A 12,384-nucleotide genomic window follows, 5' to 3' on the forward strand; every position below is an offset into this window, starting at 1 on the left:
TACCCGGTGGAGCGGATGATGCGCGACGCGAAGATCACGCAGATCTACGAGGGCACCAACCAGGTCCAGCGCATCGTCATGGCCCGCAACCTGCCGTGACGGCGGGTTGCGCCCCTCCTGTGGTGCTCATGGGGCGGCGGGCTCTGGAATCGCCGAGGCAGGTGTGCGCAACAGCCTGGACACACTCGTGCCCTACCTGCTCGCCGCCGTCCGTATGGTCGAGTCCGGAACGGCACGCGCGGAGGACATCGACCGCGGCATGGAGCTCGGCTGCGCCCACCCGATGGGACCGCTGCGACTGCTCGACCTCATCGGCCTGGACACCGCCCAGGCCGTCGCCGAGTCGATGTACGAGGAGTTCAAGGAGCCGCTGTACGCCGCTCCGCCACTGCTGCAGCGCATGGTCGCCGCCGGCCATCTGGGCCGCAAGAGCGGTCGTGGCTTTTACTCCTACAGCACCTGAATTCCTGTCGGTCATGGCGTCGAGCATGGGCGGCGCCGACCGCCCGCATCCCGTACAGGACTGCGACGGCTTCGTGCGCCGTGAGGCGCTGTTTGATCGTGAGGAGGTGGGAGGTCTTCTCCTCCGCTCTGTCGCAGCAGGGTGGTGAAGCTGAGGACAGCCTGATCAGGGAGTCGCTGGCGAAGGCGGACAGCGGTCCTGACAACGCCGGGACGTCCCCGCACCGTCAGATGGGGCGGGTCCGGTAAGCAGGACGGAAAGGTGTACGCACAGGGACCGGCCTTACTACGTCTCTCAAGCCTGCACTGGCGCAAACCTGATGGACACGGGCCGGGGGCGGCGGGCCCTGGCCCTGGGCTGCAGGGAGGACGGGAACTTTCGGGCTGGTTGAAGGAGCTGGTCCGGGAGGCCGTGGTGAAGTGCTGCGGGGTGACCACGGAGAGCCGCTGGGACAGGGCCGGGCACCTCCTTCGTCAAACGACCAACAGTGAACACGGGAACCGTTCGGGTCCTGCCTTGGGGTGCGGCATCCAGTCGTGAGCCGGGGCTGAGTCCGTCGTCGGCCGATCGGTCCGGGACGGGGCGGAGCTGCCGTAGTGATCCGAGGCCGGGAAAGCCGGTCAGCCTGAGCGTGTACCTTCCCGTACAGCCCGAGGGCAGAGGCTGGGGAGCTGGTCAGCCGGTGAAGTCCTGGGCGCTCAAGGCTTCCTCTATGCGGGCGCGGTGGTTTGCCTCCCAGGTGTCGAGGGAATCCTCGGCCTCCTTGGCGAGCCTGGACCGGGCGGCCGTGAGGATCTCCTCCTCGCGTGCGGTGGGGACGACGACGATGCCCTCCTCGTCGGCGACCACGATGTCCCCGGGGTGCACCAGGACACCGCCTACCCGGGCCGGCTCACCGAGCGCGCCGATCTTCTCCTTGGTGCCGGGGATCGGGATGACGCCGCGTGAGAAGACCGGGAAGCCGGCCTCGCGCACCTCGCCGAGGTCGCGGATGACGCCGTCGACCACGAAGGCCGCGACGCCCCGGCGTTGGGCGACGGCACAGACGTTGCCGCCGGCGAGGGCGTGGTCCACGTCGCCCGACTCCACCACGATGACCGAGCCCGGCTCGGCGCGGTAGATCGCGGCGTGCAGCATCAGGTTGTCGCCGGGCTCGCACCGCACCGTGTACGCGGGGCCCGCGACGCGCGGTGCGTTCCACAGCGGGCGGATGCCGATGTCCATGACCTGCGCGCGGCCCAGCAGGTCGGCGAGGGTGGTGGAGGGGACGTGTGTGAATGCCTGGTTCATCGCTTCCTCTGTTTCAAGGACGTGTTTCGAAGACGCCGCGGGCGGGGGTTGGAGCGTACGGGAACCGGCTACGGCGTCAGGAGAGGATGACGAGTTGCCGGGTCGCCCTGGTCATCGCGACGTAGCGGTCGACGGCTCCCTCGATGCCCTCGCCGAACGAGTCCGGGTCGACGAGGACCACCAGGTCGAACTCCAGGCCCTTGGACAGTTCCGGGGGCAGTGACCGGACGCGGGGCGTGGACCGGAACGTGGGGTGGCCGATGACGCAGGCGGTTCCGTCGTCGTGGGCGGCGAGCCAGGTGTCGAGGATCGAGTCCAGGTCGCAGAGCGGTCCGTGGACGACGGGGATGCCGTTGCTGCGGATGGAGGTCGGGACGTTGGCGTCCGGGAGGGCGGCGCGGATGACCGGCTCGGCCTCCGTCATGACCTCTTCCGGCGTGCGGTAGTTGATGCTCAGGGTGGCCACGTCGACGCGGTCGAGGCCGACTCGGCGGAGTCGTTCCTGCCAGGACTCCGTGAAGCCGTGCCTGGCCTGGGCGCGGTCGCCGACGACGGTGAAGCTGCGGGACGGGCAGCGCAGGAGCAGCATCTGCCATTGGGCGTCGGTCAGTTCCTGGGCCTCGTCGACGACGACGTGCGCGAACGGGCCGGCGAGCGCGTCCGGTTCGGGGGCGGGCAGGGCGGTCCCGTCGATCAGGGTGTCCTGGAGGTCCCGTCCGTGCAGCATGGTCACCGCGCCCTCGCCGTCGTCGTCGGAGGCGATGACGTTGTCGATGACGGCGGCCATCCGCTCGCGTTGGGCGGCGACCGAGGCGTCGTGGCGGCGCTTGCGCAGGGACGCCTTCGGGTCGCCGAGCCGTTGCCGGGCCGCGTCCAGGAGCGGCAGGTCGGACACCGTCCAGGCCTGGGCGTCCTCGCGTTGGAGGGCACGCACCTCGTCGGGGGCGAGCCAGGGGGCGCACAGGCGCAGGTAGGCGGGGACCGACCAGAGGTCGGAGACGAGGTCGGTGGGTTCGAGGAGCGGCCAGGCGTTGTTGAGGGCGGTGAGCAGCTCCTTGTTCTGGGACAGGGCCTTGCGGAACAGGACGGGGGAGACGTCGTCGCCGCTCTGCCTGTCCAGCAGCATCGTGACCAGCTCGTCCCAGATCTGGTCGCGTGCCTCGTTGTGCGGGGTGCCCGGTTCCGCCGCCTCGAAGGCCTCGGCCCAGTCGTCGGCGGTCAGGCGGACGTCCGACCAGGGGGTGATGACCGTCATGGCCCGGGTGGGCGGCTCCTCGTAGAAGCGGACGGCGGTCTCGATCGCCTTCACCATGTCCGCGGACGACTTCAGGCGGGCCACCTCGGGGTCGGTCTCGGCCGTTGCCGCGGCTCCCTCGGGGACGAGGTCCCGCAGGGTGCAGGTCCGCACGCCCTCCTCGCCGAGGCTGGGGAGGACGTCGGCGACGTAGGCCAGGTAGGGCTGGTGCGGACCGACGAACAGCACGCCGCCCCTGCGGTGGCCGAGGCGCGGGTCGGAGTGGAGGAGGTACGCGGAGCGGTGCAGGGCGACGACGGTCTTGCCCGTACCCGGGCCGCCGTCGACGACGAGCGCGCCGCGCGAGCCCGCGCGGATGACGGCGTCCTGGTCGGCCTGGATGGTGCCGAGCACGTCCCGCATCCGAGCCGACCGGTTGCCGCCCAGGCTGGCGATGAAGGCGGAGTGGTCGTCGAGTGCGGCGTGCCCTTCCAGCCCGTCGGCGGTGAACACCTCGTCCCAGTAGTCGCTGATGCGGCCACCGGTCCAGCGGTACCTGCGGCGGCTCGCGAGCCCCATCGGGTGGGCGTGGGTCGCCGCGAAGAACGGCTCGGCGGCGGGGGAACGCCAGTCGAGCAGCAGGCGACGGCCCGTGCTGTCGGTGAGGCCGAGCCGTCCGATGTACACGGGCTCGCCGTCGTCCGCGCCGACGATGTGCCCGAGGCACAGGTCCAGGCCGAAGCGGCGCAGAGCGCGCAGGCGGGCGGTCAGCCGGTGCACCTCGATGTCCCGGTCCATCGCCTCCCGGCCGGCCCCGCCGGGTGCCCTGAGCGTGGCGTCGCGGCGGTCGGACAGCTCGGCGATCGTCTGCTCGAGGCTCTCCGCGAGGGCCGCGAAGTGCTGTTCGTCCCTGGCGATCAGGTGCGGGTCGGCCTTGGCGGAGAGGCGTTCGGGGAGGGCGAACACGCTGGTCATCGGTTGGTTTGTCGGAGTCACGGTCAGCGATTCTGCGCCCTGGAGGGGGCCTTGCCGCAAGCCCCCCGGCGCGCTATACGTTGAGAGTGGCGAGGAGTGGGTTCGCCCCCTCGCCTTCTTGCAGCCCTCGCGTGGTGCTCCCCCGCCGGCCCTCGTCGCCGCCTCGATCGTCACCGCGAGTGGGCAAGCCCCCCTCTTCAGCATGACGCGGTGCCTCGGACGAGCCTCCCGTGCTCACGTCCTTCACCCCCTGCGCCCTGTCGGTCCCGTTACCCACTTTCGGGCGAAGGGCGGGGTGGCGCGTGTGGTGGTGTGCCGGGGCGCGACCCTGGCTGAACGGTGACGGACCCGGACGGGCCACGGGTCGATGTGCGATGCATCGATTCGGGCCCCGTATTCGAACGGTATCCGTGCATCCGGCAACCGACTGTTGCGGACATATCCGTATTACGTCATCCGTAGGCGGACTTCCCGCGAAAGGGCCCGTCACGGCGGCAGGGTGGGAGACCTCGGCAGCCAGCCGGGACGTACCACTCGGAGAGCGCCGCCCGTCCCTGTGCGGGGCGGGCCGGCGCACGAACGCGAAGGGGACCACGTGTCTGCTTCTTCCGCCGCTCGCCGTCTGACCGTTGTCGCCCTGGTGACCGGTTCCGTCGTGGCGGCCGCCGCCCTGCCGGCGTCCGCCGTCCAGGACAGGGGTCCCGACCGCCGGCAGGTCGTCATCAGCGACGTCCAGTACAACGCTCCCGGCCCGGACACCCGCAGCAACCGTTCGCTGAACGGGGAGTGGGTGAACATCACCAACCGGTCCCGCCACAGCGTCGACCTGAAGGGCTGGACCCTGCGCAACAGCAAGGGCGACAAGTACACCTTCCGCCACCTGCGGTTGAACGGCCGCTCGACGGTCACGGTGCACACGGGATCCGGTCGTGACACCCGCCGTGACGTCTACCAGGACCGCAGCAGGCACATCTGGGACAACCACTCCGACCGGGCCACCCTGTCGGACCGCCGTGGTTCGGTCGTCGACACCGAGAGCTGGGGTCGTGGTCGCGACCACGACCGTGACCGGGGCCACGACCGTGACCGTGGCCGTGACCACGACCGGGGTCATGGCCGCGACCGCGACCGCGACCACGGTCGTGACCGTGACCGCGGCCACGACCGCAGCGACAACCGGGCCGACGAGCGTGGTGGCGACCACGGGCGCCACCAGCGTTGACCCACCGTCCCGAGGGCGTGTCACGGCCGACTGCCGTGACACGCCCTCGGGCGTTTCCCGGGCCCACGGCCGGCAGTGTGGCTAGGCCACCGTGCGGATCAGCTTCTTGTTGACGAACTCCTCGGTGCCCGGGCGGCCGAGTTCGCGGCCGAAGCCGGAGCGCTTGATGCCGCCGAAGGGGAGCTCCGCGCCCTCGGCGCCGACGCCGTTGACGAAGACCATGCCGGCCTCGATGCGGTCGGCGACGCGTTCGGCCTGGGCGGGGTCGGTGGTGAAGACGTAGGAGCCGAGGCCGTAGGGGGTGTCGTTGGCGATGCGCACGGCGTCGTCCTCGTCGGTGGCCGGGAAGACCATGGCGACCGGGCCGAAGAGTTCCTGGCGGGCGGCGGTGTGGTCGGTGGTGAGGCCCGTGAGGACTCCGGCGGGGAAGTACGCGCCGTGCCGCTCGCCCTCGGTGTGCAGGGTGGCGCCCTGGGCGACGGCCTCGTCGACCTGGCGGCCCAGGTTCTCGGCGGCGGCGGCCGACGACAGGGGAGCGCCCGTCGCGCCGGCGAGCAGGCGGGCGGTGAACTTCTCGACGAACGCGTCGTAGAGGTCCTGGACGACGACGAACCGCTTGGCGGCGTTGCAGGCCTGGCCGGTGTTGTCCAGGCGGGCGGCGACGGCGGCGTCGACGACCGCGTCGAGGTCGTCGGTGGACAGCACGACGAACGGGTCCGAGCCGCCCAGCTCCAGCACGACCTTCTTCAGGTGGCGCCCGGCGATCTCGGCGACGGCGGAACCGGCCCGCTCCGAGCCGGTGAGCGAGACGCCCTGGACGCGCGGGTCGGCGATCACCTCGGCGATCTGCTCGTTGGTGGCGTAGACGTTGACGTAGGCGCCGGAGGGGAAGCCCGCCTTGGTGAACAGCCGCTCCAGCAGCGCCGCGGTGGCCGGGCACTGCGGGGCGTGCTTGAGGACGATGGTGTTGCCGAGGGCGAGGTTCGGGGCGGCGAAGCGGGCCACCTGGTAGGCCGGGAAGTTCCACGGCATGATCCCGAGCAGGACGCCCAGCGGGCTGCGCCGGATGACGGCGCTGCCCGGGCCGGAGGTGACGTCGAGCGGTTCGTCGGCGAGGAACTCCCCGGCGTGGTCGGCGTAGTAGCGGTAGATGTCGACGCAGAAGTCGACCTCGCCCTCGGCCTCCGCGAGCGGCTTGCCCATCTCGCGCACGATGCTCGCCGCCAGCTCGGCCCGGTGCTCCGCGTGGAGGTCGCCGAGCCGGCGCAGCAGGGTGGAGCGTTCGGCGGCGGTGCTCGTGCGGCCCCACGCGGTGGCGGCGTGGGCGGCGGTGACGGCCGCCTCGACCTCGGCGTCACTGGCGGTCGGGTAGAGCTCGGCGACTTCGCCGGTGGTGGGGTCGGTGACGGCGTACATCAGTGCTCCAGTGCTCCGGGGGAGGGTGGGTGTGGGTGGGCTCCGGGGCGGCTGAGGCAGCGCACGATGGTCGCACACAGCGGGTGTGTACCCCAGTGCCACATTGCCCGATTGTCTTATTGGTCGCTCACTCAATAACATCCCCGGCATGACGTCAAGGGGTCCGGAAAAGCGTGTCCGCAAGGCGCCGGCCGAGCGCCGCAGCGAGATGGTCACCGCCGCCGCGCGGATCGGGCTCACCGAAGGGCTGGAGTGCGTCACCCTGCGCCGGGTCGCCGACGAGCTCGGCGTCCGGCCCGGACTCGTCGGCCACTACTTCCCCGCGGCCGACAGACTCGTCGCCGAGGCCTTCACCAGCGCCACCATGGCGGAGCTCGACAGCCTGCTGCCGGAGCTGCCGGAGCTGCCGGAGCTGCCCGCCGACCCCGGCCCCGGCGGTGCGGTGCGTGCGCTGCGGCGGCTCTTCTCGCTCACCTCGAGCGCCGACTTCGACGACGTCAGCAGGCTCTGGCTCAACGCCCGGCATCTGGCGCGCTACCGGCCCGTGCTCCGCGAGCACGTCGTCGAGCAGGACCTGCTCTGGTGCCGGCGTATCGAGCGGGTCGTCGCCGCCGGGGTGGCGGCGGGGGACTTCCGCTGCGCCGACCCCTGGGCGGCAGCCGTCCGCATCCACGTCGCGATCGACGGGACCAGCGCCTACGTCAACACCGGCGTGGGACACCGTGCCGCCCCGATCGCCGACATGGCCCGCACCTTCGCGGAAGCCGAGCTGGGGCTGGCGTCCGGAGCCCTCGCACCGCGCTGACGGCGAGCCGGCCCGACTCGGCGTCGGTAAAGGCACGGGGCGGGCGGGCGTAGCGTGGGAGGTATGACGACGTACGGATCTTTTCCCGGCACCCGGCCCCGGCGTCTGCGGACCACCCCCGCCATGCGTCGGATGGTCGCCGAGACGCGGTTGCACCCCGCCGACCTCATCCTCCCGGCCTTCGTCCGCGAGGGGGTCGGCGAGCCGGTGCCGATCGAGGCGATGCCGGGCGTGGTGCAGCACACGCGCGACACCCTGAAGAAGGCGGCGGCCGAGGCCGTGGCGGCCGGAGTCTCCGGGATCATGCTGTTCGGGGTCCCGGAGGAGTCGAAGAAGGACGCCCTGGGCACGGCGGGCACCGACCCGGACGGGATTCTCCAGGTCGCCCTGCGGGACGTGCGGGCCGAGGTGGGCGACGACCTGCTCGTCATGTCCGACCTGTGCCTCGACGAGACGACGGACCACGGGCACTGCGGGGTACTGGACGAGCAGGGGCGGGTCGACAACGACGCGACCCTTGAGCGGTACGCCGAGATGGCGCAGGTGCAGGCCGACGCGGGCGCCCATGTCGTGGGGCCCAGCGGGATGATGGACGGGCAGATCGGCGTCATCCGTGACGCCCTCGACCAGATCGGCCGCGAGGACGTCGCGATCCTCGCCTACACCGCCAAGTACGCCTCCGCCTTCTACGGGCCGTTCCGCGAGGCCGTCGGCTCGTCGCTCCGGGGCGACCGCAAGACGTACCAGCAGGACCCGGCCAACGTCCGTGAATCGATGCGGGAGTTGGCGCTGGACCTGGCGGAGGGCGCCGACCTGGTGATGGTCAAGCCGGCGGGTCCGTATCTGGACATCCTCGCCCGGGTCGCCGACGCCGTGGACGTGCCGGTGGCCGCGTACCAGATCTCCGGGGAGTACTCGATGATCGAGGCCGCCGCGGAGAAGGGCTGGATCGACCGCGACCGGGCGATCCTGGAGACCCTGACCGGCATCAAGCGGGCCGGCGCGCAGAACATCCTCACCTACTGGGCCACCGAAGTCGCCCGGAAGCTGGGGGAGTAGCCCAGCCCACGGTGGCCTCGAGGCAGGACCGGCTCCGCCGCGTCCGGCCGGACGCGGCGGAGCCGGTCGATCGCGTGAACGGCCGCGGCCCGTCCTCTCCTCCCGAGGAGAGGACGGGCCGCGTGCGTCGTGCCTTCCGGGCGCTCAGAGCCGCTCGGGCGTCCGGATGCCCAGCAGGGCCATGCCCCGGTGCAGGGTGCGGGCCGTGATGTCGCACAGGAACAGGCGGTTGGCCACCTGCTCGGGCGACTCGGCCTTCAGCACCGGGCACTTGTCGTAGAACGACGTGTACAGGGACGCCAGTTGGTACAGGTAGGCGGCCAGCTTGTGCGGGGCGTACTCCCGCGCCGCGTCCGCCACCGTCTCCGCGAACGCGTCCAGGTGCAGGCCCAGTGCCCGCTCGGCCTCGTGCAGGGCCAGCTCCGGGTGCGCCGAGGGGCGTACGCCGTCGGGGGCCTTGCGCAGGATCGACTGGATACGGGCGTAGGCGTACTGGAGGTAGACCGACGTGTCGCCGTTCAGGGAGACCATCTGGTCGAGGTCGAACTTGTAGTCCCGGTTCGGCGACGTCGACAGGTCCGCGTACTTCACGGCTCCGATGCCGACCTGCGCGGCCCGCTCCCGGATCTCGTCCTCGGTGAGGTCCTGCGCCTTCTCCCGCACGACCTCCGCGGCCCGCTGCACCGCCTCGTCCAGCAGGTCCTCCAGCCGCACGGTCTCGCCCTCACGCGTCTTGAACGGCTTGCCGTCCGCGCCGAGCACCGTGCCGTAGCCCATGTTGTGCGCGGTGACGTCGTCGTTCAGCCAGCCGGCCCGGCGGGCCGTCTCGAAGACCATCCTGAAGTGCAGCGACTGGCGCACGTCGACGACGTACAGCAGCGTGGTCGCGTGCAGGTCGACGACGCGGTTGCGGATCGCCGTCAGGTCCGAGGCCGCGTAGCCGAAACCGCCGTCGGCCTTCTGCACGATCAGCGGGACCGGCTGGTCGTCCTTGCCGCGGATCTCGTCGAAGAACACCACGAGCGCGCCCTCGGAGCGCACCGCGACGCCCATCTCCTCCAGGAGCCGGGCGGTCTCGGGCATGCCCTCGTTGTACGCGGACTCCCCGACGATCTCCTCGTCGCGGATCTCCATGTCGAGCTTCTCGAAGACGGAGTAGAAGTAGACCTTCGACTCGTCCACGAACTGCTGCCACAGCTCGAGCGTCTCCTTGTCGCCGGACTGGAGGGCGACGACCCGCTTGCGGGCCCGCTCCTTGAACTCCTCGTCCGAGTCGAAGAGCGCGCGCGACGCCTTGTACACGCGGTTCAGGTTGCTCATGGCCTGCTCGCCGTCGACCTCGCCCGGGGGGGCCAGCTCGCCCGGGTGCTCGAACAGGTACTGGATGAGCATGCCGAACTGGGTGCCCCAGTCGCCGATGTGGTGTCGGCCGATCGTCTTCTCGCCGGTGAAGTCGAGCAGGGCGCGCAGGGCGTCGCCGATGACCGCCGACCGCAGGTGACCGACGTGCATCTCCTTCGCCACGTTCGGCTGGGCGTAGTCGACGACCGTGACGCCCGCGTTCTCGTTCAGCGGCACGCCGAGGCGCTCGCCGTCCGCGTGCCGCGCGGCGAGGTTCCCGGTGATCGCCCGGTCGGCGACGGTGATGTTGAGGAAGCCGGGTCCGGAGACCTCGACGTCCTTGATCAGCTCGTCGCCGGTGACGACCTGCGCGACGACCTCGGCGGCCAGCTCCCGCGGGTTCGCCTTCGCCTTCTTGGCCAGCGCCAGGATGCCGTTGGCCTGGTAGTCCGCCCGGTCGCTTCGTCGCAGCAGCGGGTCCGCGGACGCCTCCGGCCGGACGGCGGAGAGGGCGGACGCGAGCTGCTGGTTGACGAGATCGGTGAGCGATGTGACCGAGGCCATAGGAGTGGGTGCCGTTCTCCTCGTGGGTTCAGATAGACCTGGTCAGTATCCCACGGGTGGCACAGCGTTTTCCTGGTCGCGGGCCGGCGGGGGCTCGTCGCGCCCGTGCGGCGGAGCCGCAAGTCGACACGGCCCGCGCCCCGGGGCGCGGGTGAAAAGCGGTTTTCGCGGATGCGGTCCGGGCTGGGAGAATGGAGGGGTCAGCCGTGCGACCGTACCGGCTGCCCGAGCAGAAAGAAGGACGTGCCGATCGTGGCTCAGAGCACCGAGACCACCGACTGGGTCTCCCGTTTCGCGGATGACGTCATCGAGGAGTCGGAGCGTCGGGCCCCGGGCAAACCGGTCGTCGTCGCGTCCGGGCTGTCGCCGTCCGGCCCCATCCACCTGGGCAACCTCCGCGAGGTCATGACCCCGCACCTGGTCGCCGACGAGATCCGCCGCCGCGGCCACCAGGTGCGGCACCTGATCTCCTGGGACGACTACGACCGGTACCGCAAGGTCCCCAAGGGCATCGACGGCGTCGACGAGGAGGAGTGGGCCGGGCACATCGGCAAGCCGCTCACCTCGGTCCCGGCCCCCAAGGGCTCGGCGTACCCGAACTGGGCGGAGCACTTCAAGGCCGCCATGATCGAGTCGCTCGCCGAACTGGGCGTGGAGTTCGACGGGATCAGCCAGACGGAGCAGTACACCTCCGGTGCCTACCGCGAGCAGATCCTGCACGCCATGAAGCACCGCGGCGACATCGACGCGATCCTCGCCCAGTACCGCACCAAGAAGGCCCCGGCGAAGAAGCAGCAGCAGAAGCCGGTCGACGAGGCCGAGCTGGAGGCCGCCGAGGGCTCCGGCGCCGCCGCCGAGGACGACGGCAGCCTCGGCTCCGCCGGCTACTTCCCGTACAAGCCGTTCTGCGGCAACTGCGAGAAGGACCTCACCACCGTCACCGCCTACGACGACGACTCCACCGAGCTGACCTACGCCTGCACCGCGTGCGGCTTCTCGGAGACGGTCCGGCTGAGCGAGTTCAACCGCGGCAAGCTGGTCTGGAAGGTCGACTGGCCGATGCGCTGGGCGTACGAGGGCGTGGTCTTCGAGCCGTCCGGCGTCGACCACTCGTCCCCGGGTTCGTCGTTCCAGGTCGGCGGGCAGATCGTCGGGATCTTCGGCGGCAAGCAGCCGATCGGCCCGATGTACGCATTCGTCGGGATCAGCGGCATGGCGAAGATGTCGTCCTCGCGCGGTGGCGTGCCGACCCCCGCCGACGCGCTGAAGATCATGGAGCCGCAGCTGCTGCGCTGGCTGTACGCCCGGCGCCGGCCCAACCAGTCCTTCAAGATCGCCTTCGACCAGGAGATCCAGCGCCTCTACGACGAGTGGGACCGGCTCGACGCCAAGGTCGCCGAGGGCACCGGGCTGCCCGCCGACGTCGCCGCGCACTCCCGCGCGGTGGGCACGGCGAGCGGCGCGCTGCCGAGGACGCCCCGGCCGCTGCCGTACCGCACCCTTGCCTCCGTCGCCGACATCACCGGCGGGCACCCGGACCAGGCGCTGCGCATCCTCAGCGACTTCGACCCCGCGAACCCGCTGGGTTCCCTGGACGAGGCGCGGCCGCGTTACGACAAGGCCGAGGCGTGGATCAACACCCACGTTCCCGCCGACCAGCGCACCATCGTCCGTACGGAGCCCGACGAGGAGCTGCTGAAGTCGCTCGACGAGCAGGGGCGCGAGTCCCTGCGGCTGCTGGTCGACGGGCTCGCCGACCACTGGTCGCTGGACGGGCTCACGCACCACGTCTACGGCGTTCCCAAGGTGCAGGCCGGCTTCCCCGCCGACGCCACGCCGAAGGAGCTGCCGCCGGAGATCAAGACCGCGCAGCGGTCGTTCTTCGCGCTGCTGTACCACCTGCTCGTCGGCCGTGACACCGGTCCGCGTCTGCCCACCCTGCTGCTCGCGGTGGGCCAGGAGCGGGTGCGGAGGCTGCTCGGGCACTGACCGGCACATCGACGCACACGACGGCG

At 71.1% G+C, this 12,384-nt stretch carries 9 protein-coding genes and 1 pseudogene; 6 read left to right on the top strand and 4 right to left on the bottom strand.

What is annotated here, in order from left to right:
* Both AB0I73_RS04710 and AB0I73_RS04715 read left to right on the top strand, forming a co-directional pair.
* The coding region (locus AB0I73_RS04710; protein ID WP_155525297.1) for an acyl-CoA dehydrogenase family protein at nucleotides 1-99 on the top strand (99 nt) is incomplete at its 5' end.
* A gap of 70 nt (nucleotides 100-169) precedes the next feature.
* Nucleotides 170-463, top strand: a pseudogene (locus tag AB0I73_RS04715) (3-hydroxyacyl-CoA dehydrogenase family protein); the annotation flags it as partial.
* Nucleotides 464-1,138: 675 nt separating this feature from the next.
* Here AB0I73_RS04715 and AB0I73_RS04720 read toward each other — a convergent pair.
* Together AB0I73_RS04720 and helR are read right to left on the bottom strand one after the other, a co-directional pair.
* A complete protein-coding gene (locus tag AB0I73_RS04720) occupies nucleotides 1,139-1,753 on the bottom strand; it encodes an RraA family protein (protein ID WP_363033759.1) in 615 nt (204 codons plus the stop codon).
* Between the two features lie 76 nt (nucleotides 1,754-1,829).
* Nucleotides 1,830-3,962, bottom strand: a complete 2,133-nt coding sequence (gene helR / locus AB0I73_RS04725) for an RNA polymerase recycling motor ATPase HelR (protein WP_363033761.1) — start codon at nucleotides 3,960-3,962, stop codon at nucleotides 1,830-1,832.
* A 595-nt stretch (nucleotides 3,963-4,557) separates the two neighbouring features.
* On the opposite strand from helR, the gene AB0I73_RS04730 reads away from it, so the two are divergent.
* Nucleotides 4,558-5,184, top strand: coding sequence for a lamin tail domain-containing protein (locus AB0I73_RS04730; RefSeq protein WP_363033763.1), 627 nt, complete (start codon nucleotides 4,558-4,560; stop codon nucleotides 5,182-5,184).
* 81 nt (nucleotides 5,185-5,265) lie between these two features.
* On the opposite strand, the gene AB0I73_RS04735 is transcribed toward AB0I73_RS04730, so the two are convergent.
* Complete coding sequence (locus AB0I73_RS04735) at nucleotides 5,266-6,600, bottom strand: NAD-dependent succinate-semialdehyde dehydrogenase (protein WP_363033765.1); 1,335 nt, start codon at nucleotides 6,598-6,600, stop codon at nucleotides 5,266-5,268.
* A gap of 148 nt (nucleotides 6,601-6,748) precedes the next feature.
* Between AB0I73_RS04735 and AB0I73_RS04740 the strand changes: the two genes are divergently transcribed.
* Together AB0I73_RS04740 and hemB are read left to right on the top strand one after the other, a co-directional pair.
* Complete coding sequence (locus tag AB0I73_RS04740) at nucleotides 6,749-7,405, top strand: TetR family transcriptional regulator C-terminal domain-containing protein (RefSeq protein WP_363033767.1); 657 nt, start codon at nucleotides 6,749-6,751, stop codon at nucleotides 7,403-7,405.
* A gap of 63 nt (nucleotides 7,406-7,468) precedes the next feature.
* Nucleotides 7,469-8,464 (top strand): porphobilinogen synthase, encoded by a 996-nt coding sequence (gene hemB / locus AB0I73_RS04745; RefSeq protein ID WP_363033769.1) that lies wholly within the window; start codon nucleotides 7,469-7,471, stop codon nucleotides 8,462-8,464.
* A gap of 144 nt (nucleotides 8,465-8,608) precedes the next feature.
* Here the strand turns inward: hemB and argS are convergent, their stop codons facing one another.
* The gene (argS, locus tag AB0I73_RS04750; protein ID WP_363033771.1) at nucleotides 8,609-10,369 is read right to left on the bottom strand and encodes an arginine--tRNA ligase; all 1,761 of its coding nucleotides are present in this window, start codon (nucleotides 10,367-10,369) and stop codon (nucleotides 8,609-8,611) included.
* A gap of 243 nt (nucleotides 10,370-10,612) precedes the next feature.
* On the opposite strand from argS, the gene lysS reads away from it, so the two are divergent.
* Entirely contained in the window at nucleotides 10,613-12,358 is a 1,746-nt protein-coding gene (gene lysS / locus AB0I73_RS04755) for a lysine--tRNA ligase (protein ID WP_363033773.1), read from the top strand.
* Nucleotides 12,359-12,384 lie beyond the last annotated feature (26 nt).

Origin of the sequence: Streptomyces sp. NPDC050388, from assembly GCF_040655635.1 — a bacterium.
GTDB lineage: Bacteria > Actinomycetota > Actinomycetes > Streptomycetales > Streptomycetaceae > Streptomyces.